The sequence below is a fragment of the Candidatus Campbellbacteria bacterium genome (genome assembly GCA_034521025.1).
In the GTDB taxonomy this organism is placed as follows: Bacteria; Patescibacteriota; Minisyncoccia; order Phycocordibacterales; family JAXHMZ01; genus JAXHMZ01.
The window spans coordinates 67088-90869 of record JAXHMZ010000003.1; the positions used below are offsets into that span (position 1 = coordinate 67088).

Here is a 23782-nt window from a genome sequence, read left to right on the forward strand (position 1 = left end):
TCTATGAGAAAGAAGGAGCCAGGAACACTTGGACTCAAGTTCATCCTAGTGACTACATTTGTGGCGGCTATTGTTATCGTAACGAAATTGTTTTTTATACAAATTGTAGAAGGAAACGAGTACGAGAACCGTGCCGCAAACCAATATATTCGTCCCATACACCAACTGTTTAACAGGGGGGATATTTATATGCAACCACGAGAAGGAGAGCCGTTGCCAGTCGCGATGATAGAAACAACGTATGTCCTATACATAAATCCACAAGTATTGAGTAATCCCGTAGAGACCTTTAAAAAAATAAATGAAATAACAGAAATTGATGAAGAATCTTATTTTAAAAAAACAGCAAAACTAGAAGATCCTTATGAAATTTTGAAACGGGACCTACCTGAAGAAGTAAAAGAAGAAATAAGTGATTTAAATATAAAAGGCGTTTCTACACACCCAGAAAGAAAGCGCTATTACCCATCAGGATCACTAGCTTCACAGGTCATTGGTTTTATGAGTTATGACAAAAACGAACTGGTTGGTACTTATGGTATAGAAAGAGAATTTCAAGATATTCTAGAAGATAAAAACAACGAAGGACACATTAATATTTTTGCGGAAGTCCTTTTAAACAATCCAGTAACCGAAAATAACGAAAGAGAAGGGAACGCCGACGTTGTTCTGACTCTTGAACCTTCAATACAAATATTTGTAGAAAAGGAATTAAAGAACTTAAGAGAAAAGTACAACGCCAAACAAGCTGGGGCGATAGTAATGGATCCCAATACCGGCAAGATAGTATCTATGGCATCAAGTCCGACCTTTGACTTGAATCAATTCAGTAGCGCAAATTCGGAATACTACTCTAATCCTAATGTCTCAAACGTATATGAAATGGGATCTATAATGAAAGCTCTAACAATGGCGGTCGGGTTGGAATCCGGAGCTATATCGACAGATAGTACATTTTACGACAAAGGATACATTGAAGCCGACGGATACAAGATCACCAATGTATACAAAGGCGCACGTGGGGAAACAAGTATGCAAGGAATAATAGACCACTCAATGAATACGGGTGCTTCTTGGATAGTTGATCAAGTAGGCAAGAACAAATTTGCAGATTATTTTAGATCATTAGGATTAGGAGAGAGAACAGGCATTTCACTTCCGAGTGAAGCCAGTGGTTTAATTGACAACTTAGAAAGTCCGCGAAAAATCGAGTACTATACGGCTTCTTTTGGTCAAGGTATAGCAACTACGCCGATAGCTACCGTCAGAGCATTGTCGGCACTTGCAAACGGTGGGAAATTGGTAGATCCATACATAGTTGATGAGATCTACCAAGCTGACGGAAGTACAAAAACTCCGAAAAGAAATGCGCCAAAACAAATATTTTCCGAAGAAACGACCACCCAAGTTTCGAGAATGTTGGTTAATTTAGTAGATGAAACTCTTGACCTAATAATAGAAGGAGATCAAAGTATATCTACCCATACAGTAGCCGCGAAAACTGGTACGGCCCAAGTTTCTAGTGATCTAATTAGTGGATACTCGGAAAGCGATTCGTTTCATTCCTTTTTTGGATATTTCCCGGCATATGATCCAAAATTTATAGTATTTTTATGGGTAGACCGTCCGGAAGGTGTTACCTATGCTTCCGGGTCACTGACCAGTCCATTTTTTAACATTACTAATTACATGATCGATCATTACGCCATAAATCCAGATAGATAATGAAAAATATTATTAAAAAAATTCTTATTTCTATATTGCAGAATGAAGCGAAATTAGCTCTGAAGAGACACTCGCCATTTGTTATTGCCGTGGTCGGAAGCGTCGGCAAGACCTCTACAAAAGACGCTGTAGCGGCTGCGCTCTCTCCGGCGCTTAACGTAAGAAAAAGCAAAAAGAGCTATAACTCAGATATAGGGATCCCTTTAACAATCTTGGGATTAAATAACCCTTGGAGTAATCCTTTTCAATGGATCCTCGTGCTATTTAGAGGTTTAGTAGAAATATTTAACAAAGATTTTCCGGAAATACTTGTAATGGAAGTGGGCGCTGATCATCCAGGAGACATTTCTGAGTTATCAAGCTGGTTGAAAACAGATATCATTGTCGCGACTCAGTTTGCAAAAGTTCCGGTGCACATAGAGAACTTCCCATCAAGAGAAGCAGTTCTTCAGGAGAAACTTTCTATACTAAAGACATTAAAACCCGACGGTTATATCATTGCCAATTCAGACGATGAAGAGTTTACTGAAGCATTTAAAGATATGAATCGTAAGGCAGAAATATACACCTACGGACTTATGCCTCCAGCTTACGCGCTGGGATCAAGCGAGCAATTCACGTTTGATGAAAACGATAGGGTTAACGGATTCACTTTTAAAATCGAGTGCGAGAGCAATGTATTCCCAATCAAGGTTAAAAACGTGTTGGGCGACCAACATAAATATCCAATACTGGCAGGATTTACAGTAGCTAAGGTACTAGACATAAATACTGTTTTGGTACTAGACGGACTAAGTACGATCAAGTACGAGCCGGGAAGAATGAGAATAATTGAGGGCGTTAAAGATAGTACAATAATAGATGATTCATACAATTCTTCTCCAATCGCAACCAGACGCGCTCTTGAAGCTTTTACGAGAGTACCGAGTACAGGCAAGAAAATAGCGATACTTGGTGAAATGCTAGAACTGGGAAAGTATGGAGAAGAAGAGCATAAAAAAATGGGCGGGCTGGCAGCTTCTTCCTCAGACATTTTAGTGGCCGTAGGAAAATTTGCTAGAGACACCGCCGAAGGCGCGCTGGTTACCGGAATGGATGAAAGTTACATACTACAATTTGAAAATGCTAGAGAAGCAGGAAAATACGTGGAACATTTGATCGAGAAAGGGGACTTGGTGCTGATAAAGGGCTCACAGGGGACTAGAATGGAAAAAGCAGTTATCGAGCTTATGGCACACCCGGAGGACAAGGAAAAATTATTAGCGCGCCAGGAGGAAGAGTGGTCAAGGAGGTAGGCTATTAGACAGGTTAGATAAGTTGGGGTAAAATAACACTCGTCGCCATCCGGCCCTATCGTCTAACGGTTAGGACGTAAGCTTCTCAAGCTTAAAATCGGGGTTCGATTCCCCGTAGGGTCACAAATGCAAATCGCCTTTACGGCGATTTTTGCATTTGTGATCCGGAGAGAAAGCAAATTTCTTTGCTTTCGTGGGACCTGTTCGCCATTGCAAGAAACCGAGCCGCGTCCAGCAGTACTTTGTATTTTTAAAGCGAAGCGAATAAAATGCTTAGATCTGCGGATCATTCGGTCACTGAAATAGTAAAGCCCGGCCTGCAAGGTCCGGGTTTTGCTATTTTAGTCCAGGGGATTCGAAAAGGTTGCCTGATATTTTGCGAATTTATGAAGTAAAATATCGACAACCTGTACTGATCATGTAATGATCGATTCCCGTAGGTCACGAACGAAGTGAGAAGACACTAAGCGAAGCAATTTCTTGCTTCGTGACGGGGATTCGAAAAGGTCGAGTATATCCGCACAGCTTTCAGCACGATAAAGACTATACGAATCTGTAAGATTCGATTCCCCGTAGGGTCACTGAAATAGTAAAGCCCGGCCTGCAAGGTCCGGGTTTTGTTGTTTTAGTCCAGGAGATTTTAAAATGACTTCTTGGGCTATTTAAGATACACCAATCTTATTCCTCTGGCTCCTCGGCTGGACTTCTTTTAGGGAGGTTTTGAACGTAGCTATAAGCTGCCAGAGCTGCTTTTACAGCGTCTCCGGCTGCCGTATTATTCTGCTTATACGGATCGTCCGTAACATCTCCCGCGGCATATAATCCGGGCTGGGAAGTACTTCCGTGTCTTGGATCTATTTTTATTTGACCGTGATCATCTGTTTCAACCATATCTTCAACCAATTCAGAGTTTGGTATTGACCCGATCTCGACAAATACACCGCCTGCTTCTATGGTTTTTTCTTCGCCGTTTTCATCTTTATATACAACCCCCTCTACAGTCTGAGATCCGGTTATTTCTTGGGCCGACGCGTTTGTGATCACTTCAATTTTTTCTTCTGAGTTGATACGATCTACCGTTGCCGTATCTGCGGTAAGTTGATCTTTATTCTGAAGGATAGTTACTTTTTCGGCGTAGGGAAGAAGATCAACGGCGGCTTCCGCGCCAGCATTACCGCCCCCAACTACAACGACTTTCTTGTCACTGAATAGAGGAGCGTCGCAGGTTGCGCAGTAACTGACGCCTGTGCCCTCTAAGCGATCTTCTCCGGGTATGCCCAACTTTCTTCGCCTACCACCAAGTGCGTATATAACACTTTTGGCTCTGTAAGTATCTCCACTCTCAGTAGTGACCACGAAGTCACATACTCGCGCTTCGTCTTCGCAGGCAACTTTCTCTATTTTAGTTACTGTCTCGGGAGTTTTGATGTCCACATCTTCTTTATATTTTTTGACGTGTTTTTCTAACTTCATTGCAAGCTCAAAGCCACTTATTTCTTCTTCTCCTATCCAGTTCTCGATCTCACTTGCCACCACTGATTGTCCGCCAAATTCTTTTGTGATCAGTAGAGTTTTAATTTTCTTTCTAGCGGCATAGACCGCGGCAGCGACTCCGGCTGGACCCCCGCCTAATATTACCGTGTCGTATAAAGTATCATTCATAGGTTTTGTTGTTAGTTCTCTTCTTCGGCGGTAGCACCTTCAAGCGAATAACCGCCGTCTTGCCAGTCCGCTAAGCCGCCTTCGAAATCATATACCTCTGTATATCCCATCTCAGAAAGCTTGTGAGCCGCAAACGGAGAAAGCTGACAAGAAAAGCTTCCGCAATAGACCACTACGGGCTTGTCTTTTTCGGGTACCATTTCCTGAATCTTTTCTTGAAAATCAGATTCTTTGACACTAGCGTGCTTAGCTCCGGGTAAATGCTTGGAGTTATAGGATCCCTCGGAAAGTACATCTACTAGCACAAAGTCTTTCTCCTCGTCCATCCAACTTTTAAGTTCTTCTCGAGTTAATGTTTTAAATTCTTCCATAATTTATTGATTTATTACTTCTAGTTTACATAAGGAGCCAGAGACTTTACGTGCTCTAGCAGTGTCTGCGTGTAACCCCATTCATTATCATACCAAGCCATAACTTTTACCAAGTTGCCGCCGAGAACTTTAGTTTCAGGCATAGCCACGATCGCGCCATAGGGTTCGCCGATAATATCGCTCGAAACCAACTTTTCGGAAGTTACGGAAAGGGTTTTTTGCCATTTTTCTTCTTTACTCGCGTTCGTGAATATTTCATTTATCTCTTCAGCCGTAGTATCTCGACTGGCAACAAAAATGAAATCTACAACCGAACCTGTAATTACCGGCACCCTTATAGCCATAGCGTCAAACGTATTTTCCTCTAGAAAGGGCAATGCCTTGGGAGCAGCTTCTGCTGCTGAAGTTGTGGTCAATACTATATTCTGAGCGCCTGCTCTACCTCTTTCAAATTTTCCGTTAGGACCATCAACTATATTTTGTGAAGCTGTATAACCGTGAACCGTTGTCATAAATCCACGTTCTATTCCAACTGACATCTCAAGAAGAGATGCCAATGGCACAATAGCGTTAGTAGTGCAAGAACCGTCAGAGGTAATTTTATCCAAGGTCTCACTAAAGTCGTTGGCACCCAGTATTACGTGATCAACTCCACCTTTAGCATTCGCTGAAATTACAACTCGCTTTGCGCCCGCCTTGATGTGTCCGGCGGCTTTTTCTTTCTCAGTAAATACTCCGGTTGACTCCACCACCACATCAACGTCTAACTCTTTCCAAGGAAGGTCGTTCGGATCAGACTCATTAATAAATCTAACTTTTTCTCCATCTACTGAGAGGTACCGTGTATCTCCATCCGACTCCATTTTTACCTCCTTGTTATAACGGCCATAAGCGGAATCAAACCGTAGTAGATAAACAAGATTTTCAAGCTCTCCTAAGTCATTGATCGCGACAATTTCAACTTTCTCATCATCTAGAGCTTGCTTGAAGAAGGCACGGCCGATCCTTCCAAAACCATTTATTGCAACTTTTAATTTATCCATACGAAAACTTTGTAATTAAAACGATATTACTAATAAATAGAACAACAACTGCTCATCAATAGCGCCTATGCTTTTATTTTAACTTTTATGGAAAATATTTGAAAACCAAGATATTAAAATAAATGCTTCAATCTATAGATTGAAGCATTTATTTTTCGGTAGAATTTAAGTAAGAATATCGATATAGCTAAGATATGCTATTTTTAACTATCTCTTGAACTCTTTTTCCATCCGCGCGCGATCCCACCTCTTTCATAACTGCCCCTATAAGACGGCCCATATCTTTTGCTTCAGAAATTTCTAGCTCTTTTTTCTTTTTTTCGACCAATTCCTGTATTTCCTCGTCGTTTAATTGAGTTGGTAAATATCCTTCCAATACTTCGAGCTCTGATCGTTCTTTTGCGACAAGTTCGTCACGGCCGGCCTTTTTGTATTGCTCAATAGAATCCTTACGCTGATTGATCTTACGTCGTACTACCTTGAGAGCGTTCTCGTCGTCTAAAAGATCATCCGGTTTTTTACCTAGAGAGACGAGCTCATTTGTGAACGCGCTCTTCAGGTCTCGTATAACAGACAGCCGCACCGCTTCTCGCGCTTTCATAGCCTCTTTTAATTCTCTGTTGAGATCTTCGTGGATCATATTTGATATACTGAATGGGTAAATCTAATACTTCTAGTATACAAGAAATAGCTCACATGAACGAGTCGAACAAAGATCATTATCAACTGGATCCCGAAAACACCTTAGAATCCTTAGGTGTCGATCGAGAAACCGGACTTACTTCCGACGAGGTTAAAAAGCGGCTTGAAAAATACGGCACTAACACATTCGAAAAGGGGAAGGAGAAAACACTTTGGGATAGCTTCTTAAAGCAAATCAAAAACCCTCTTGTTTACATACTTTTTGGGGCACTGGTTGCAACTATTTTTCTCGAGGAATTTCTTGATGCCATAGTTATAGCGATAGCCATTACCTTGAATACCGTTATAGGAATGGTTCAGGAGGGTAGGGCATCACAGGCTTTCCAAAAACTTTCTGAATCACAGGAGAAGTTTGCCTCTGTAATTCGAAATAATAAACGCAGTGTAATATCAACAGAAAAGCTTTTACCCGGAGATATTGTGCTAGTTGAAGCGGGCAGTAATGTACCAGCTGATCTGCGCATTATAGAATCTCGAAACCTGCAAACAGACGAATCCGCACTCACTGGAGAATCGAAAGCAGTCTCAAAGACGAGTGATGCCATTACAGAAGAAGCAGAAATAACGGAGCAAAAGAATATGGCCTTTATGGGTACCTTGGCGGTAGCCGGCTCGGGTGTCGGAGTTGTAACCGCAACCGGCAACCAGACAGAGATAGGTAAGATCGCAAAAAATCTAGCAACCCTTGAGGCGGCCAAAACACCTGTGCAAGAAAACCTAGAATCGCTCGCAAGTCTTTTAGCCAAAGGTGTTGTCTTCATTTTGGCCTTCGTTATTTTGGTCGGAGTTTTACAAGACCGAGCGCTTGGCGAAACTATTTTGATCTCGGTTGCTATAGCCGTAAGTATTTTGCCGGAGGGACTACCCGCTTCCGTAACTGTGGTACTTGCGATAGGTATGGAGGCCATATTAAAAAAGGGCGGACTTGTTAAAAACCTTTTGGCAGCAGAGACACTTGGATCTACCACTACTATATTGACTGACAAAACAGGGACTCTTACGCAAGCCAGAATGAGTCTCGATGAGATAATAACTACCAGCACAATCGATGAAGAGTCTAAAGACGACAAGGTAGACCCCATAGACGACCAAGATCAAAGATCACTACTACTGACGGCACTGCGAGCATCAGACGCGTTTGTCACCGAAGAAGAAGGGGAGATCGTGGTAAAGGGAAGACCGATCGAGAAAGCGCTTTTAGAAGCGGCGCTTAAGTTAGATATTTCAAAAGAAAAACTTGATAAAGAGCAAAAACAACTGGACTTTTTGCCGTTTGAATCCAAAAACAGGTTTGCGGCTTCATTAAATGAAACCCCTCAAGGTGAAATTCTACATATTAGCGGCGCACCGGAGGTACTTTTAAATTCAGCCAACAGGATATTCATAGATAATGAAGATAAAGAAATTACTGATGACATCAGAGAAAAGTTCCAAAAAAGACTGAAGTCGGAAAGCGAGAAAGGTAGCAGAGTTATCGCTATCTCATACAAACCGTCTTCGAAAAATGAACTTGCCCAATATCGAAACGAAGACACTGAGAAACTATTAGATGATTCAATTTTCGTAGGATTGATAACCTTGAAAGACCCTATACGGGAAGATGTTCCAAAAGCCGTTAGTACCGCTCTTGAAGCGGGCACAAGGGTTATTATGCTTACTGGCGACCTTCCTGAAACAGCCAAGAGTATCGCGGTTGAAGCGGGTATTGCTACAGAAAAGAGTCAGGTAATACTGGGCAAAGAGACCACAAAAATGGAGGATAAAGAACTGCTAGGGGTGCTGAAAAATAACACCGTATTCGCCAGAGTATTACCCGATCAAAAGCTTCGTATTTCAGAGCTACTAAAGCAAGACAAAGAAATTGTAGCCATGACCGGAGACGGAGTGAACGACGCACCGGCACTGCGAAACGCCAATATCGGTGTCGCAGTCGGCAGTGGAACTGAAGTAGCTAAAGCTTCTTCGGACTTGATACTTCTTGACGACAGTTTCGCCATAGTTGTTTCGGCCATCGCCGAAGGTAGGCGGATCATCAGTAATCTTAAAAAGATTACCTCGTATTTGTTGTCTACAAATGTAGGTGAATGTATAGCCCTGGTTGGCTCTTTAGTTCTCGCGTTTCCATTACCGCTATTACCAACACAAATACTTTGGGTAAATATTATTGGCGAGGGTTTGTTGAATTTTGCCCTAGCGTTTGAGCCAGCAGAGAAGGGAAGTATGAAACGGAGTCCACGCATAGCCAGTATGAGAAATGTATTGTCTATTAATGTTAAAAAGTTGATCCTTATTGTGGGAATTTCTACCGGAGTTATTTTGCTTTCGCTTTTCTATTTCCTATTACAAACTACTCTTTCGATAGAAGAAGTTCGTACAATTATGTTCATAACTCTATCAATGGGAACAACTCTATACGCGTTCTCGTTTAAAAATTTAACCCACTCTATCTTTAAAACAAACTTGTTTTCAAATCGCTTCCTTATAGTTGCTTTGTTCATTAACATATTTATCCTCTACCTCTCCTTGACGGTTCCGGCGCTGCAAACTCTTCTTTCGCTTGTTCCTCTTAGCATTGATATCCTTGCTATCGCCTTGGCCGCAAGCGTGGCAAACCTCATAGTTATAGAACTTGGAAAGGTCATAGTCTTTGGACGCAACAGAGCAAAATAGGCGCTGTGGTACAATAGAGCAATATGGAAATTATTCTTCTAGTGGCGATTCTGTTTTTAGTTGTTAGCGTAGTAGTTCTTGCAATATTGTTATTGCGAGTAAACAAAAAACTCAGCGGTAAGGACAATAATGACAGTCTGGTATTTTTGCAAAACCAGCTCAACGAGCTATCTCGCACTTTGGATTCAAAACTAAGCGAGTCCTCGAAATCTATGAACGAATCCGTCAAAACTCAATTTTCGGAATCACAAAAGCTAATTCGTGACTTTACTAACGACTTGAAAAGTATCACTAAGGAGATCACAGAAGTAAAGGAAACGAACAAGCAGGTTTTCACTATCACAGAAAGTCTGGAGAATTTGGAAAAGGTTTTAAAAAATCAGAAACAACGTGGCAGTTTGGGTGAAGCCGGACTAGAATTGATCCTTTCAAACGTTCTACCGCCGGACGCCTATCAACTTCAATACGGATTCTCAAATGGAGATATAGCAGACGCGGTCATAAAAACAAAAGAAGGAATTATTTGTATTGACGCTAAGTTTTCTCTGGATAATTACAACCGCATCATTGCTGAAGAAGACAACACAAAGCGCGAGGCATTGGAAAAAGAATTTAGGAATGATCTAAAGCAGCGCATTGAAGAAACGGCCAAATACATAAAACCGGAGGAGGGAACATTGCCGTTCGCGATAATGTACATACCGGCTGAAGGTATTTATTACGACCTTCTGATAAACCAAGTAGGGTCAGTAAAGGTAAACACTCGAAGTTTAATTGAATACGCCTATAGAGATAAGAATGTAATAATAGTTTCTCCGACAACTTTTGTTGCTTATCTGCAAACCATCTTGCAGGGCTTTCGAGCTTTCAAAATTGAAGAGTCCGCCAAGAAGATCGGGAAGCGAGTTGAAGAGCTAAGGAGACACCTATTGGCTTATGAAGAACACCACAACAAACTTGGTAATACATTAGGAACGGCAGTGAATCACTTTAATAAAAGCGACAAATCATTTCGAATGATAGACAAGGACGTGCTCAGGATATCCGGAGAAGGGTTAGATCATGAGGTATTAAATATCCCGAAACCGGACCAGGATGAAGAGTAAGCCTTAATGGTCCTTGCAAAAAGCTTTAAATTTTGTAGAATAACTCCGTATGAAACTCGCAGTAATTGAATCAGGAGGAAAGCAATATACGGTACAAGAGGGAGATACTATTTCCATAGAGAAACTTGATGGCGTTTCTGAGGGCGATAGTGTTAATTTTGATAATGTACTCCTAATAGCCGATGGAGACAAAGTCTCTCTCGGTAATCCTCTTGTAAAAGATAAAAAGGTTAGCGGAGTATTAAAGGAAAACAAAAAAGGCGAAAAGTTGCACGTTAGACAATTCCGATCTAAGAGTAGGTATCACCGCACTTATGGACACAGACAGCCGCTAGCAACAGTAGAAATTCAAAAAATATAAGCACCTAAAAAGGTGTTTTATTTTCGCGAACTCAGAGCGTAGCGAAGAGTATCTTTGTCAGAATACTCGAGCTCACTCCCAACGGAAAGCCCACGACCTAAAGTAGAGATCTTTAGTTTCTTACCGCCTTTAAATGACCTTATTTTCTTCGAAAGGTAATCATTAGTATTTTCACCTTCAGGAGTCAGGCTAAGAGCTAAAACGATTTCTTCCAAACCTTTGTCTAAATAGAACTTAAGTGTTTCTTCCATCTCCACCAATCTTATTGACTCTTTTCGAGAACCTTGACGTGTAGCTAAAACACCCCCCAGCACGAAATACTGTCCATTATACACCCCCGACTGTTCTATATGATCCAAATCAGCGTCCTTTTCCACTACCATAATGACCGTTTGGTCGCGATGCGCTGAGGAGCAAATAGAACAAACATTTTCATTATTGACACTAAAGGACAATTTTTGGCACCGAGAACAGAATCTAGCGGCACTTTTTGTTTTTTCCAAAGACGTCACGAGTTCACGTACATAACTATCATCTTGCCTTACTATAAAATGAGAAAAACGCTGAGCTTGGCGTATGCCAATCCCAGGAAACTTACGAAATAATTCTGTTAACTTTTCAAATTCGCTCATATCGAAAACAGGCGTGAAAACAAACTACCACATTTAAACTATTACAGATATTAAAATCCGGGATCGAACTCCTCGGCAAATTGCCCATAATCACTTTTAGTGACACTGAGAAAGGAGCTTTTCTTCTCATCAAAGTAAAGTTCTACTCTTCCGACGGGACCATTTCTGTGCTTTTCTATAAGAACTTCCGCGATATTCGGACGTTCTGTGTCTTCGTTGAATTTGTCCTCACGATGAATGAACATAACGACGTCAGCGTCTTGTTCAATGGAACCGGAATCACGAAGGTCAGATAGACGCGGCTTACCTCCGCGGCTTTCCACGGCTCGAGATAACTGAGATAGAGCCAATACCGGAACATCCAACTCACGAGCTAAGTTCTTGAGAGACCGAGAGATCTCAGTAACCTGTTGCACTACGTTGTCAGAGTTCATAGAGCGCGTTGGAACCATCAATTGCAGATAATCAACAATGATCAAACCTAATCCTTTTTCGCTCTTTAGACGTCTAGCTATAGAGCGCATTTTCAAAATGTTATTACCAGGTTGATCGTCAATATAAATTGGTGCTTTAGAAAGTTCGTTGAGAGCTTCTCTGATCTTATCGAACTCGGTATCCGCTGACAATTTTCCGGTGCGAAGCTTCCAGGCGTCCACTTGAGATTGAGCGGCTATCATACGGTCAATGAGTTGCTGAGAGCTCATCTCTAGCGAGAAAATTCCTACCGGCACTTGGCTTTTAAGAGAGGCTTGGCGGGCAATATCGAGAGCTAGGGAAGTCTTACCCATTGAAGGCCTGGCAGCAAGAATAATGAGGTCAGATTTTTGAAATCCCGCCAACATATGGTCGAGATCGTCGAATCCGGTCGATATACCCCTCATTTCATCTTGAGAACTGTGCAGGCGTTCATATCTTTCAAACGCTTCACCTAATATGTCCCTCGAATCCAAAAACTTATTGGATCCGGCAATGTTAGTTATGTCGAAAACTTGCTTTTCAGCGTTCTCTAGTGTCTCTTCGAGTTCAATTGAGTCTTCGTACGCATAGCGGGTTATTTCTTGGGCGGCCTTTATTAAACCGCGCATCATAAACTTTTTATGCACAATATGCGCGTAATGTTCAGCGTTGGCAGAAGAGGGGACATCTTGAGCCAATTCCGCTAAATAGCTTCGACCTCCTACTTTGGATAATTGTTTGTTCTCTTCCAATTTATTGGAAAGAGAGAGAAGGTCTATCGGCTCGCCCTTACTAAATAGCTCAAAGATCGCCTGCCAAATTGTTTTATGTTTTTCAACATAAAAACTTTCATCTCTGATTATATCAACCACGTCATGCAATACTTCATTGCGAAGCATAATTGAACCCAAAAGCGCCTTCTCTGACTCGATATTTTGCGGTGGAAGTAAATATTGTTTATCCTGTTCGCTCATCGTCTTATTCATATCTCTATTCTAGCACGTACTGTTGGTGCCCTGGCTCGAAAAGTTGAAAGAAATGTTTATAAGCTGTGTATATTTATTAGGAGCTAAATTTAGCGCTTTCTATCTCATAACCATCCTTTGTATCCCTCACCACAAAGCCCCGCGAGGTTATTTTATCTCGCAGTTCGTCCGCTAATTCGTAATTTTTGGCTTCTTTTGCTTTTTGTCTCTCACGTGCCAGCTCTTCTATTTCAGGAGGAACATTGTATATCTCTCGAGAGAGTTTGCTTAAGCCCAACCCAAGTATTGAATCAAACAATTCTAGTTCGTATTTTTTCTCACCACGAGGAATCGTTTCGTCTTTAATAAGCTTCCAAACAACTGCTAGAGCTTCAGCTGAATTAATGTCGTCTTCTAGGGACGCGAAAAATTCTTCCTCATAATTATTACTTTGAGACTTAGGTGTATCTCTTTCTACTTCTTTTAGCTCCGCGTAAAAATGAACCAACCTTGAAAGAGCTTTAGCAGAAGCTTCTAGTGCCTCGAAACTAAAATTGATAATAGACCTATAATGAGCCTGCAGTAGTAGGTAACGATAGTGCAATGGTTCATATCCACGATCACGTAGGGTTTTCAGCCGTATAAAATTACCTTCGGATTTTGCCATCTTTCCTTCCTTCACGTTGACAAACTCGTGGTGTAGCCAGAAGCGAGAAAAAGGTCTGCCGGTAGCGCAAACTGATTGAGCGATCTCGTTGGTGTGGTGGACCGGAATATGGTCAATACCGCCGGTGTGTATATCAAGCGTTTCTCCGAGATACTTCATGGCCATTGCCGAGCACTCTATGTGCCAGCCGGGAAATCCAATACCCCAAGGAGAATCCCATTCTTGCTCGCGTTTTTCTTCAGGCTTTGAAAATTTCCAGAGAGCAAAATCCGTGGAGTTGCGCTTTTCCGGATTAGCTTCAACCCTGATGCCTTCTTTGAGTCCTTCTACGTCGAGATTAGACAGCTTGCCATAGTCTTCGTATTTGGCGGTATCGAAATAGACTCCATCAGAAGTTGTGTAAGTGTAACCCTTTTCCTCTAGCGTTTTGATCAGTTCAATTTGCTCTGAAATATGATCTGTGGCTCGAGGATATTTATAGACGTTAGACGTATCTATGTTTAAAGACTGAAGGTCATCTAAAAAAGCTTGAGTGTAGTGCTCTATTATTTCCTCTACACTCTTTTTTTCGCGTTTTGCACCTTTTTCGATCTTATCTTCGCCCTCATCTCCGTCATCAACCAGATGGCCAACATCGGTTATATTTATAACTTGCTTTACTTCATATCCATTATGTTCCAAGAGGCGACGAAGAAGATCGGCGTTCACGTAACCTCTCAAGTTACCGATATGAGCATAATCATATACAGTAGGCCCACAATTATACATTGTAACCGTTGGTGGGTTCAGCGGATAAAATTCTTCTTTTTCTCTTGTATAAGTGTTGTACAGTTTTATAGCCATCTCTTATAGCGGAAGATTACATAGAAAACTAAACCGGTAAATGCCATTATAGCAAGGATATACCAAAACCCGTTTGGATCACTTACCAGTGGAGTACTTTCTGTATTCATACCAAATATTCCAGCGACAACTGAGAGGGGAAAAGTAATGAAAGCCAGAATAGTAAAAGTCTTCATTACTTCGTTCTGCTTTGTTACAAGCAAAGCATCATTGGTTTTTCTAAGTTCGTCGACCAAGCCTCGGTTAGACTTGGCCTTTTCAACTACTTTATCATATTCAGAATATATAGACTCACTCACATCGCTCGCGTCTTTTTCTAAGAAGCTCGAAAGCGCGACACTCAGATCTTCGAGTAAGTTCTTGTGTGTAGCGAGAGTTTGCTCAATAACCAGTAAATTTAGGCTTTCACGAGAAAGTTTTTCTACCGCACTAGCTTCATTGCCATCAAAAATATGTGCTTCTATCTCAAGCAATTCATCTCTCTGAAATTCGATCTCGTATAAAACAGATCTGTAAAGCTTGCGCACTATTCTATAGAAAACACTGGAAACATTTTCTCCCACGTCTTCATTGCTCGTTATTTCTTCTACCTCAAACGTTTTGGCCAGCTTGTGTAATGGATCGATAGTGTCATAATGGTTCGTTATCAGAAAATCTCCACCGAGAACAAAGTTAACCTCCTGAAGCTTGTCGTCATTATGCGAGTGCTTCAAAGCGGGGAAGTAGAGAGCTACATACAACGTTCCGTTAAAGCGCCGCATGTATGGCTTGAAGCTACGAGTACTGAGCTCTTCTCCAAGACGGAAATCCAAATCAAACTCCTCCACTAAAGAATTTATCTCTTCGTCGCTAGGTATTTCACTATCTACCCAGGTAACACCCTTGTGGCTATATCTATGTAACATTGCCCTAAGTATACAGAGAGACTCGTTTGACCTCAAGTTGACGCTTTGCGATAATAGTTTGGTATGCAAAATAGCAAATTCAACTTTTGGCCTTCAGCCATAATGATAGCAGTGCTTGTAACTAGCTCTTTTTTTGTTGGTTTTTTTGTCGGAAATGACCAAACAGACGATATTGAACGCGTAACTGAAGTTGACAACAAGACTTCTTCCGAGACACAAATCGACTTCTCTCCGTATTGGAAAGCTTGGAGAATACTGAACGAAAAGCACATAGAAGGTGAAGGGTACAGAAAACGAGAAAAAGCTATGGTCTTCTATAAAGGGCTTAGCCGAAGCCTACGATGATCCATACACTACTTTTTTCCCGCCAAAGGAAGCAAAAGAATTTGAAATGGAGATCAGCGGAAATTTTGAAGGAGTAGGAATGGAAGTGGGCGTTAAGGATGAAGTATTAACCGTTATAGCACCTCTAAAGGGAACTCCGGCCGAGAAAGCCGGTGTCGAAGCGGGGGATAAAATACTTCAAATAGATGAAACACCCACATACAACCTAACGATCGATGAAGCCGTCGATATGATCCGAGGAGAGAAGGGAACCGAGGTCGTACTAACTGTCGCTCGTGAAGGTGAAAGCGAGACAATTGAGATCCCTATAACACGAGGGGTAATACAAATACCAACCATAGATACAGAACTACGCAATGATGGAGTGTTCGTAATATCACTTTATAATTTTTCGGGCAATGCTACTTCCGCGTTTGAGGAGGCTCTCAAAGAGTTTGTAGAAACTGATTCTGAAAAACTTATTTTGGACCTGCGCGGCAATCCGGGCGGATATCTGCAAGCAGCGGTAGAAATGGCTAGTTACTTCCTAGATAGCGGGGAGGTTGTCGTGCGCGAAACAGGAAGAGGAGGCGAAGAGGTAGAAGTCTATCGCAGTAAAGGATACGATATTTTTGATCAAGAATTGGATATGGTCGTATTGGTTAACCGTGGCTCTGCATCTGCCTCAGAGATCTTAGCTGGAGCACTTTCAGAAAACAACGTGGCCACGCTGGTAGGAGAAAAAACTTTCGGCAAAGGATCGGTTCAAGAAGTGGTTGAAATAACACCCGAGACATCGTTAAAGGTTACAATCGCAAAGTGGCTAACGCCAAACGGAGTATCCTTCTCAGAGGAAGGTCTTACGCCCGACGTAGAGGTTGAACTGAATTCTGATGAGCTCAACTCAGGAAACGACAAACAAATGGAACGCGCTGTTGAATTACTTCTAGAAAATTGATAGTATCGAGACTCATAAGCAAACAGATATATGAAAGTAATACTATTATCATCAATACCGAAAGTAGGGAACGTAAATGACATCGTTGACGTTAGTGAGGGGTACGCTATGAACAATCTTATCCCTAAGGGCTTGGCACGTTCTGCCAGTGATAAGAATGTTTCGGCGATAGAGAAGCAAATAAAAGAAAATAAAGCCAAAGACGAAGTTCGTAAAAACGAGACCGCCCAAACCATTCGATCTCTCGATAAGGAGAGCTTCACAGTGAAAGCAAGTGCCAGCGAAAAAGGGACTTTGTTCTCTTCTATTTCCGCAACTGATCTATCTACACAGATCAAGGAGGATAAGGGGATTGATATTGACTCATCTTACATTGAACTAGATCAGCCGATAAAAGAAACCGGCGAGCATAAGGTAGAGATAGCTATCGAGGACACGAAAGCTACGATAGTGGTTAATATAGAACCATCAGAGTAGTAAAATATAAAATAATTTGGCAACAAAAAAGCTCTGTGTGACAGAGCTTTTTTGTTTTTTAATATATTCTATTACAGAACACTCACCCTCTTTTTGCGAGATGTAGTACCGTTAAAATTACGCTTGCGAACTTCTTCAAAAGAAACCTTTCCGGCTCTACGTGCGTAAATTGTATGATCTTTACCCAAAGAGACATTTTGTCCCGGCATTATTTTTGTTCCACGTTGACGCACTATAATAGACCCCTCTTTGGCGCTTTCACCCTCATAGAGTTTGGTACCTAAATACTGTGGATTTGAGTCAGTGAGGTTTTTTGCCGAACCTCCGGCTTTTCTGTGAGCCATAAATAATAATTAGATTTAGGGTATAATTGAATTACAGGCATGAGTATACAAAAAAACAGCAATAATAGCAATACTAATGATGAAGAAAACATTGGATCTATTCACACTTCAATAATAGTAATTTTGCTTGTACTTTTTGTAAGTTTTTCCGCCTTTGCTTTGGGCAGATTATCTGCTGAAAAAAATAGCAGCAAAGGCCTGGTTGTTGAAACAGTTCCGCCTAATATCTTTAAAGAAAAGGGAAGTAACAACGGAATAGAAGACGAGAAAGCAAGTCAAGGCGGTTCAGAAGAGGAGGTGGCTGAAGATCGTTTTTTAGTTGGCTCTAAAAACTCAGATAAATATCACTTTCCTTGGTGTAGCGGAGCCAAAAGGATCAATGAAGAGAATTTGATCAGTTTCTCTTCATACGAGGAAGCCAAAAACGCTGGTTACGTAGCGGCACAAAATTGTGATGGGCTTGAATAGTTATATGCTACACTGGAGTTAAATTTTCAACTTTATGATCGTTATCGATGTAGAAACCACTGGACTCGATCCTAACCGGCATGCCGTTGTCTCATTGGGTGCAGTAGATTTTGAAAATCCGGAGCACACTTTTTATAGTGAATGCCGCGTTTTTGAGGACGCAGAAATAGACGAACAAGCATTGATAGTAAATGGGTTTTCAAAAGAAGACATTCTAAACCCATCAAAAGAAGAGCCTAAAGTGCTGCTTTTGGCGTTTCGGGAATTTGCCAAACTATGCAAAGACGCAACGCTCGCCGGACAGAATCCAGGTTTTGATCTTAGGTTTCTTGAGAAAGCCGCACTGCGCGAACATATTGACTGGCAATTTGCTCGTCATGCGATTGATTTACATACTCTTTGCTACGCCCATATGCGCATGCATAAAAAACCTATTCCACTAAAAAACAACCACAGTGCACTTAATTTAGCGCGCATTTTGGAATATGTAGGACTCAATAATATAGACGTACCACATCACGCATTAGAAGACGCTCGACTGACCGCTGAGTGTATATCTAGGTTAATATACAACAAACCTCTTTTTAGTGAATTTAAATCTCTCGAAATACCAAATTGGGTAACATAATAAAAACAGCACTTATTGTGCTGTTTTTATGTCTTTGTCCTTTTAGTTCTTAAGACTATGCTTCCTCTTCAGTCTCTTCTTCGTCTGAATTACCCGATTCTTCTTCCGTCTCTTTTTCGCCGTTCTCGCTTTCTTCTTCAACTGCTTGGATCTCATCTCCCACAATCTGGATCAGCTGTGAGTAGCTATTGTACTGAACGCTACGACCGTTGAGAAAGAAGGTGGGCGTTCCAGTGGCACCAAGCCGCTGAGCGGAAGCTAAGTCTTCATCTATGCGTTCCTTAACTTCATCGGAAGAAAATGCATTTTCATATTCTTCCATATCAAGACCAATTTCTTCGGCGTATCCAGCAAAAATATCTTCTGCATTGTTGGCGCTAGACCATTCGTCTTGATTCTCAAACAGCATATCCTGCATAGCAAAGAATTCACCTTGTGCGCCCGCTGCTTCGGCTGCGCGCGCCGCAGCGTAGGCATTATCATGTATAGATACCAGTGGCAGGTGTCTGTACACTACACGTACGTCATCACCATACTGCTCAATGATATCCTGTACTACCGGATGAGCTTGTCTGCAGCCCGGACATTGAAAATCAGCGTACTCAACCAAAGTCACCTCGGCGTCAGGATTGCCACTTATCCACTCGTCTTCAGCAATAGAGATGTCCTGCGTCCCTCCGTTATCTAAAGCGTCGTCTGAGGAGAAAAGATTACCCACAAACAAAACCAAGCCGGCCCCTAGAAGCGCGATAAAACCCCACACAAAGACATTTTGCATAAACGCATCTTGTTTTTCCTTCTTAGCTTCTTCAGCTTTTCGTTCCAGCTTTTCGGCTCTTTTTTGGTTTCTGCGTTCTTTTTTTGATAATTGCTCTTCGTTTTCTGGCATATATTTGTATTAAATCTGTTAGTATTAAACCACTCAGACATAATACCAAAATGAATAAAAAACGAAACTACTGGCTAATGAAAAGCGAGCCAAACACTTATTCGATAGATGATCTTAAACAAGATAAAGTAACTGCCTGGGATGGCGTCAGGAATTATCAAGCCCGCAATTTTATGCGTGACGATATGAAAAAAGGTGACCTTGTTTTGTTTTATCACTCAAACGCCAAACCACCTGGAGTAGTCGGAGTAGGGGAGGTGTCTAGTAAAAGCTATCCAGATCCGACACAATTTGATGAAAATAGCCAATATTTTGATGCTAAGGCAACAAGAGACAAACCGCGATGGTTTTTGGTCGATATAAAATACAAGAAAAAATTTAAAGAGGTGATCTCGCTAGAATATATTAAATCTTTAAAAAAATTCTCAGATATGGAACTTACAAAGAAGGGAAGTAGGCTATCGGTCCAGCCGGTCAAAAAGCATCATTTTGACGCACTCGTGAAGAAGGGCCGCTAAAGATATTGTGCGACATACAATTTATGTTGTTTGTGGATATTTAATATATGTTTGCTATACTTCTTCGGGGTAAATAAAGAAACACCGGGAGTGATAAAGTGACAAACGAGACGAAAGTCTGCTTTAAACACGGCCGTCTCGAGATCAAGGAAGGCGAGTGGGTGCAACTATCCGAGAAGGAAGAGAAGCTTTATAGAACTCTTGAGAATCTAGGCCTAGAGACAAGAGACACAAAGTGCGATAGATGTAAGTAAAAAATTTCAAAAGAAAAGTTCTTTGTACAAAGTACAAAATTCAGTCTGCACCAATAGCCTCACTTCATAGAAGGGGGCTATTTTTGTATTTGATAAACGACGGATTTGATCGGTAGGGAGATAGGTAAAATAAAATATTAGATGTCGTACAATATATCTTTTGCGACATCACATAATAAAAATATACCTCGGCTAATTTATTCTACCGAGGTATTTTATCGCTTTTATTCAAGTGATCAACAACTGGCCAATTCCTCTATAATACTTTCGGGCATTTTACTGAATGAGTTCGGATCTTTTTTCATTTGTATGTACTGGTTTTCAACTCTATAAGCTTGCGCTTCAGCCTGTCCTTCGCAATCGTACCTCTTCCGTTTTAGAAATTGGGCGTGGTGAACTAATTCGTGAACTAAGTACTTATTACCTGTATCATCCGTATAATCGATTTCCTCTCTTAAAACAATGTAGTTGTACCTATTCCTATAAGTAAGGCTAATGCTAGACGCTGTGTCTACGTGAGGATCATCGGAGTCAAAGTAAAAAACCGGTATTTGGCTTATATGATACGTAGTATTCTCGTTAAGCCAAGTGATCAACTCCAACATCACATCTCTGGTTTCTTTGTATTTTTTTGTTTTTGATTGCAAATGTTGTTTGGTTAAAACAGACAACTGTAGAAGTTTGGGGCCGATCAATTGAAAACAGACCAGAAAAACAATAAATGAGTAGATGAAAACCGCAAACTTTCTCACAGTGAACACTTCTCCTTCCTTGTGGTGAACTCAAACTCCCTACCCTTCCCTATGATTAGTTTACAATATAAACTAATTCTGTCAAATTCTGTGAAACTTTATCTCTACTCTTTATTGTTAATTTAATTAAATTATAGAAATGATAGGGGGTTTAGATAGCCCGTAGGATCAGACAGAGGCAACCTGTAGACCGCTCCGGAGCATCCCCTGCTCGGCATAGTTGTTACTTGTACTCCGCTAGTAGCATACACCGTAAAGTGAAGATGAGGTCCGGTAGAATATCCCGAATTTCCTGAATATCCTATCACTTCTCCCTTCTTCACCGTCTCTCCCTTACTTACAGATATTCGGGATAGATGAGCGTAGAGAGTTGAAAGATTGTTGTTATGTCTCAAGAGGATCCAACGTCCATAAGAAGCTCCTCTGCAAGTCTGGTCAGTATTACCCGTATCGACAACCACCCCACTCTCCGCGGCTTTTACTCCGGTGCCCATACCAACTCCAAAATCAATTCCGTTGTGACCTCCCCCACTATATACCTGCGGGTTAGACGTAGCGAAAGCTGTATTGCCAAAATATTGGGTAATATTGACATTATCTACAGGCCAACCAAGCACACCAGGCCTTGCCGAGGGAACGGAACCCGGATCTACATTCAAGTTCAACTGGCTTTCTAGCTCCTGTATTTCAGCCTCAAACGCCTGCTTACGCGCCTTTCTTTCCCTTAGCATTTTTTGATATTCAGATTCTTTATTTTCTGTAACAGCTAGCAGTTGCGATTGTTCTTCTTTGTTTTCTACAACCAAACCGGCTTTGGCTTCTAGTTCTCCGCGCAAGGCCAATTGCTCCTCGCGCAATTCTTCTTGTTCTTTTCGTTTGTCTTCGAGCTCATTCTGTAATTTTGCCAACTCGTCTATGCTAGCCGAAACAGATTTCTGAAAAGCAAACAGAGAGTCCATCTCTCCCCAATAGTCCGAGAGATTGTCGTGACGCAGCATGGCTTCCACTAGAGATTTGTCACTTTCCTGCTGAACGGACTTTAATGTTTTAGAAATAGCATCTTTGTTCAGCTTAATATTATTTTTGACTTTAGATATTTCACCTTGCAATTCCTCGATAGCATCCTCAGCCACCGCTATTTTTGACTCCACTAGCTCAATGTCTGCGTTTAATTTTCTTTCTGAGATCCTAAGTGTCTGTATGGTATTTTCAAGTGTTTGCTTTTCTTTACTAAGTGTATTGATCTCCGATTGGTACTCGGCTATTTCTCGCTCCAATCTTTCTATATTCTCACTACGCTGCTCTATTTTTTCTTTTATTTCTTCTTCCTCTTGAGCATAAACAGACAAACCTATTGAAGCTAAAAGCACAATAAGAGAAAAGAGTAAATATTTTGAAAATAGATATAGTTTACTTTCCATTATTATTAGATATTCTTCTTGGCCTTTTTTAGGCGCTCTACTGTCTTCAGTTTACCGAGAACTGAAGCAATAGTAAATGGATCAAGAGACTGCTCTTTACCAGAAAGAGCTACTCTCATGGGCCAAAGCACCTCTCCTCTTCCCTTTTCTGTAGCATATTCCCATACTGCATTTTTTATAAACTCTGGTTTTTCATAAGAATCTAGTGATTCTAATAGATCGATCAATTTATCTAGGTGTGATCTGGTCTGCTCTGAAGGCGTGTCTTTCCAGTTTATTTTTTCTGGGTCTATCTCGGGAGAGCTCAATAAGTAGTCATACTCCCCTTCTGATGCTAGGCCTATAACATCTTCAAAGACTTCGGTCCTCTCACAAATTGCTTCTCTCAAGCTCTCACTTTCTTGTATTAATTCATAAAGCCCTTCCGGCAGATCATTTTTTCTTGATTTGAGAAAATTCATTAATTTGGTATCTCTTTCTTCTTTGGAAAGCAATTTTATGTGCTCTGAATTAAACCAGCGCAACTTTTCAGTTGAAAATATTGCACCGCCTTTTTGTACCCTATTAATATCAAAAAGATCTATCAATTCCTCTGTTTTAAACACCTCCTTTTCTCCTCCTGGATTCCACCCCAAAAGAGCTAGGTAGTTCAAAATGGCTTCTGGCAAAAAACCTTGTTTCTGATATTCCGTAATCGAAACTGTCCCGTAGCGTTTAGACATTTTTGAACGATCTGGGGCTAATATCATCGGAATATGGGCATAAAAAGGACGCTCAACACCCAAAGCTTCAAGAATGAGTATTTGCCGCGGAGTATTTGAGATGTGGTCTTCTCCGCGAATAATATGCGTTACGCCCATCTCCTTATCATCAACTACAACCGCCAAATTATACAGGGGCTCATTTTCACTTTTGGCTATCACAAAATCACCCAATTCCGTTGTGTCAAAAGAAACTTCTCCCCGTATTATGTCCTCAAATCGAATAGATTTGTTAGGGTTTTTGAATCGAATGACGCTCTGACGTTCGCCCGAGGGTTCTTCAGACACATAAGCGCATCCGGAATCTATGAGCTTTTTGATGTATTCTTGATATATTTCTGTGCGTTCTGATTGCTTATATAACTCATCATAATAGATGCCAAGCCATTCAAAGCCGCTCAAAATATCTTCTTCAAATTCTCTCTTAGATCGTTCTGTGTCCGTGTCCTCAAGACGTAAAATAAATTTGGCACTATTTTTTCTAGCGTAAAGGAAGTTAAATAGCGCGGTGCGCACACTACCTATGTGTAGTGGACCAGTTGGTGACGGAGCAAACCTAACTACATTTTGTTGTTCTTTGGTCAT

General features: G+C 41.2%; 24 protein-coding genes and 1 tRNA gene. 12 read left to right on the forward strand and 13 right to left on the reverse strand.

All coding sequences use genetic code 11. The annotated features are described in order from the left end of the window. Positions 1-3: 3 nt before the first annotated feature. The 3 genes from U5L75_01040 (at position 4) to U5L75_01050 (ending at position 3143) form a co-directional block, all read left to right on the forward strand. On the forward strand, positions 4-1725 hold the full coding sequence (locus tag U5L75_01040) for a penicillin-binding protein 2 (protein MDZ7726150.1): 1722 nt from the start codon (positions 4-6) through the stop codon (positions 1723-1725). After that, complete coding sequence (murF, locus tag U5L75_01045; GenBank protein ID MDZ7726151.1) at positions 1725-3020, forward strand: UDP-N-acetylmuramoyl-tripeptide--D-alanyl-D-alanine ligase; 1296 nt, start codon at positions 1725-1727, stop codon at positions 3018-3020. Before U5L75_01040 ends, murF begins: the two co-directional genes overlap by 1 nt. Positions 3021-3071: 51 nt before the next feature. Continuing rightward, positions 3072-3143, forward strand: a tRNA-Glu gene (locus tag U5L75_01050). A gap of 555 nt (positions 3144-3698) precedes the next feature. Here the strand turns inward: U5L75_01050 and U5L75_01055 are convergent. The 4 genes from U5L75_01055 to U5L75_01070 all read right to left on the reverse strand — a co-directional run bounded on the left by U5L75_01055 (position 3699) and on the right by U5L75_01070 (position 6736). Beyond that, a complete protein-coding gene (locus U5L75_01055) occupies positions 3699-4682 on the reverse strand; it encodes an FAD-dependent oxidoreductase (GenBank protein MDZ7726152.1) in 984 nt (327 codons plus the stop codon). Positions 4683-4693: 11 nt separating this feature from the next. Continuing rightward, positions 4694-5053, reverse strand: coding sequence for a rhodanese-like domain-containing protein (locus tag U5L75_01060; GenBank protein MDZ7726153.1), 360 nt, complete (start codon positions 5051-5053; stop codon positions 4694-4696). A gap of 20 nt (positions 5054-5073) precedes the next feature. Then, positions 5074-6096 (reverse strand): glyceraldehyde 3-phosphate dehydrogenase NAD-binding domain-containing protein, encoded by a 1023-nt coding sequence (locus tag U5L75_01065; protein ID MDZ7726154.1) that lies wholly within the window; start codon positions 6094-6096, stop codon positions 5074-5076. Positions 6097-6283: 187 nt separating this feature from the next. Beyond that, positions 6284-6736, reverse strand: a complete 453-nt coding sequence (locus tag U5L75_01070; protein ID MDZ7726155.1) for a GatB/YqeY domain-containing protein — start codon at positions 6734-6736, stop codon at positions 6284-6286. Positions 6737-6792: 56 nt separating this feature from the next. On the opposite strand from U5L75_01070, the gene U5L75_01075 reads away from it, so the two are divergent. Genes U5L75_01075 through rplU form a run of 3 tightly spaced genes read left to right on the forward strand, consistent with a single transcriptional unit; the run spans position 6793 to position 10935 of the window. Next, on the forward strand, positions 6793-9468 hold the full coding sequence (locus tag U5L75_01075) for an HAD-IC family P-type ATPase (protein MDZ7726156.1): 2676 nt from the start codon (positions 6793-6795) through the stop codon (positions 9466-9468). 23 nt (positions 9469-9491) lie between these two features. After that, entirely contained in the window at positions 9492-10574 is a 1083-nt protein-coding gene (locus U5L75_01080) for a DNA recombination protein RmuC (GenBank protein ID MDZ7726157.1), read from the forward strand. Positions 10575-10623: 49 nt separating this feature from the next. After that, positions 10624-10935 carry a 50S ribosomal protein L21 gene (rplU, locus tag U5L75_01085; protein MDZ7726158.1) on the forward strand — a complete coding sequence of 104 codons (312 nt, stop codon included), beginning with the start codon at positions 10624-10626 and terminating at the stop codon, positions 10933-10935. A 17-nt stretch (positions 10936-10952) separates the two neighbouring features. Here rplU and U5L75_01090 read toward each other — a convergent pair whose 3' ends face one another. The 4 genes from U5L75_01090 to U5L75_01105 all read right to left on the reverse strand — a co-directional run bounded on the left by U5L75_01090 (position 10953) and on the right by U5L75_01105 (position 15403). Then, positions 10953-11567, reverse strand: coding sequence for a toprim domain-containing protein (locus U5L75_01090; protein ID MDZ7726159.1), 615 nt, complete (start codon positions 11565-11567; stop codon positions 10953-10955). A 50-nt stretch (positions 11568-11617) separates the two neighbouring features. Next, positions 11618-13009 (reverse strand): replicative DNA helicase, encoded by a 1392-nt coding sequence (gene dnaB / locus U5L75_01095; GenBank protein ID MDZ7726160.1) that lies wholly within the window; start codon positions 13007-13009, stop codon positions 11618-11620. Positions 13010-13085: 76 nt separating this feature from the next. Next, a complete protein-coding gene (cysS, locus tag U5L75_01100; protein ID MDZ7726161.1) occupies positions 13086-14498 on the reverse strand; it encodes a cysteine--tRNA ligase in 1413 nt (470 codons plus the stop codon). Beyond that, positions 14489-15403: a CorA family divalent cation transporter gene (locus U5L75_01105; protein ID MDZ7726162.1), complete on the reverse strand. Its 915-nt coding sequence runs from the start codon at positions 15401-15403 to the stop codon at positions 14489-14491. The genes cysS and U5L75_01105 overlap by 10 nt, the downstream gene beginning before the upstream one ends. 63 nt (positions 15404-15466) lie before the next feature. On the opposite strand from U5L75_01105, the gene U5L75_01110 reads away from it, so the two are divergent. From U5L75_01110 to rplI, 3 genes are read left to right on the forward strand one after another with little or no spacing between them, the layout of a single operon-like run. Further along, positions 15467-15748, forward strand: a complete 282-nt coding sequence (locus U5L75_01110) for a hypothetical protein (GenBank protein MDZ7726163.1) — start codon at positions 15467-15469, stop codon at positions 15746-15748. Next, on the forward strand, positions 15681-16685 hold the full coding sequence (locus U5L75_01115) for a S41 family peptidase (GenBank protein MDZ7726164.1): 1005 nt from the start codon (positions 15681-15683) through the stop codon (positions 16683-16685). Before U5L75_01110 ends, U5L75_01115 begins: the two co-directional genes overlap by 68 nt. A 30-nt stretch (positions 16686-16715) precedes the next feature. Further along, the gene (rplI, locus tag U5L75_01120) at positions 16716-17162 is read left to right on the forward strand and encodes a 50S ribosomal protein L9 (protein MDZ7726165.1); all 447 of its coding nucleotides are present in this window, start codon (positions 16716-16718) and stop codon (positions 17160-17162) included. Positions 17163-17233: 71 nt separating this feature from the next. Here rplI and rpmA read toward each other — a convergent pair whose 3' ends face one another. Then, positions 17234-17506 (reverse strand): 50S ribosomal protein L27, encoded by a 273-nt coding sequence (rpmA, locus tag U5L75_01125; protein MDZ7726166.1) that lies wholly within the window; start codon positions 17504-17506, stop codon positions 17234-17236. A gap of 39 nt (positions 17507-17545) precedes the next feature. Between rpmA and U5L75_01130 the strand changes: the two genes are divergently transcribed. Together U5L75_01130 and U5L75_01135 are read left to right on the forward strand one after the other, a co-directional pair. Continuing rightward, entirely contained in the window at positions 17546-17974 is a 429-nt protein-coding gene (locus tag U5L75_01130; protein MDZ7726167.1) for an Ada metal-binding domain-containing protein, read from the forward strand. Between the two features lie 34 nt (positions 17975-18008). Further along, positions 18009-18602, forward strand: coding sequence for a 3'-5' exonuclease (locus tag U5L75_01135; protein ID MDZ7726168.1), 594 nt, complete (start codon positions 18009-18011; stop codon positions 18600-18602). A 55-nt stretch (positions 18603-18657) separates the two neighbouring features. Here the strand turns inward: U5L75_01135 and U5L75_01140 are convergent, their stop codons facing one another. Further along, positions 18658-19491 (reverse strand): thioredoxin domain-containing protein, encoded by an 834-nt coding sequence (locus U5L75_01140; GenBank protein ID MDZ7726169.1) that lies wholly within the window; start codon positions 19489-19491, stop codon positions 18658-18660. A 50-nt stretch (positions 19492-19541) separates the two neighbouring features. Here U5L75_01140 and U5L75_01145 point away from each other — a divergent pair, with 50 nt between their 5' ends. Beyond that, positions 19542-20009 (forward strand): EVE domain-containing protein, encoded by a 468-nt coding sequence (locus U5L75_01145; protein ID MDZ7726170.1) that lies wholly within the window; start codon positions 19542-19544, stop codon positions 20007-20009. Positions 20010-20499: 490 nt separating this feature from the next. On the opposite strand, the gene U5L75_01150 is transcribed toward U5L75_01145, so the two are convergent. From U5L75_01150 to gltX, 3 genes are all read right to left on the reverse strand, one after another. Continuing rightward, positions 20500-20910, reverse strand: a complete 411-nt coding sequence (locus tag U5L75_01150) for a hypothetical protein (protein ID MDZ7726171.1) — start codon at positions 20908-20910, stop codon at positions 20500-20502. 236 nt (positions 20911-21146) lie between these two features. Further along, positions 21147-22436, reverse strand: coding sequence for a peptidoglycan DD-metalloendopeptidase family protein (locus U5L75_01155; protein MDZ7726172.1), 1290 nt, complete (start codon positions 22434-22436; stop codon positions 21147-21149). Positions 22437-22441: 5 nt separating this feature from the next. Continuing rightward, positions 22442-23782, reverse strand: a complete 1341-nt coding sequence (gene gltX, locus U5L75_01160) for a glutamate--tRNA ligase (GenBank protein ID MDZ7726173.1) — start codon at positions 23780-23782, stop codon at positions 22442-22444.

Coding starts and splice junctions, on each gene's coding strand:
- U5L75_01040 (MDZ7726150.1), top strand. CDS start 4: ATGAGAAAGAAGGAGCCAGGAACACTTGGACTCAAGTTCATCCTAGTG.
- murF (MDZ7726151.1), top strand. CDS start 1,725: ATGAAAAATATTATTAAAAAAATTCTTATTTCTATATTGCAGAATGAA.
- U5L75_01055 (MDZ7726152.1), bottom strand. CDS start 4,682: ATGAATGATACTTTATACGACACGGTAATATTAGGCGGGGGTCCAGCC.
- U5L75_01060 (MDZ7726153.1), bottom strand. CDS start 5,053: ATGGAAGAATTTAAAACATTAACTCGAGAAGAACTTAAAAGTTGGATG.
- U5L75_01065 (MDZ7726154.1), bottom strand. CDS start 6,096: ATGGATAAATTAAAAGTTGCAATAAATGGTTTTGGAAGGATCGGCCGT.
- U5L75_01070 (MDZ7726155.1), bottom strand. CDS start 6,736: ATGATCCACGAAGATCTCAACAGAGAATTAAAAGAGGCTATGAAAGCG.
- U5L75_01075 (MDZ7726156.1), top strand. CDS start 6,793: ATGAACGAGTCGAACAAAGATCATTATCAACTGGATCCCGAAAACACC.
- U5L75_01080 (MDZ7726157.1), top strand. CDS start 9,492: ATGGAAATTATTCTTCTAGTGGCGATTCTGTTTTTAGTTGTTAGCGTA.
- rplU (MDZ7726158.1), top strand. CDS start 10,624: ATGAAACTCGCAGTAATTGAATCAGGAGGAAAGCAATATACGGTACAA.
- U5L75_01090 (MDZ7726159.1), bottom strand. CDS start 11,567: ATGAGCGAATTTGAAAAGTTAACAGAATTATTTCGTAAGTTTCCTGGG.
- dnaB (MDZ7726160.1), bottom strand. CDS start 13,009: ATGAATAAGACGATGAGCGAACAGGATAAACAATATTTACTTCCACCG.
- cysS (MDZ7726161.1), bottom strand. CDS start 14,498: ATGGCTATAAAACTGTACAACACTTATACAAGAGAAAAAGAAGAATTT.
- U5L75_01105 (MDZ7726162.1), bottom strand. CDS start 15,403: ATGTTACATAGATATAGCCACAAGGGTGTTACCTGGGTAGATAGTGAA.
- U5L75_01110 (MDZ7726163.1), top strand. CDS start 15,467: ATGCAAAATAGCAAATTCAACTTTTGGCCTTCAGCCATAATGATAGCA.
- rplI (MDZ7726165.1), top strand. CDS start 16,716: ATGAAAGTAATACTATTATCATCAATACCGAAAGTAGGGAACGTAAAT.
- rpmA (MDZ7726166.1), bottom strand. CDS start 17,506: ATGGCTCACAGAAAAGCCGGAGGTTCGGCAAAAAACCTCACTGACTCA.
- U5L75_01130 (MDZ7726167.1), top strand. CDS start 17,546: ATGAGTATACAAAAAAACAGCAATAATAGCAATACTAATGATGAAGAA.
- U5L75_01135 (MDZ7726168.1), top strand. CDS start 18,009: ATGATCGTTATCGATGTAGAAACCACTGGACTCGATCCTAACCGGCAT.
- U5L75_01140 (MDZ7726169.1), bottom strand. CDS start 19,491: ATGCCAGAAAACGAAGAGCAATTATCAAAAAAAGAACGCAGAAACCAA.
- U5L75_01145 (MDZ7726170.1), top strand. CDS start 19,542: ATGAATAAAAAACGAAACTACTGGCTAATGAAAAGCGAGCCAAACACT.
- U5L75_01155 (MDZ7726172.1), bottom strand. CDS start 22,436: ATGGAAAGTAAACTATATCTATTTTCAAAATATTTACTCTTTTCTCTT.
- gltX (MDZ7726173.1), bottom strand. CDS start 23,782: ATGACCAAAGAACAACAAAATGTAGTTAGGTTTGCTCCGTCACCAACT.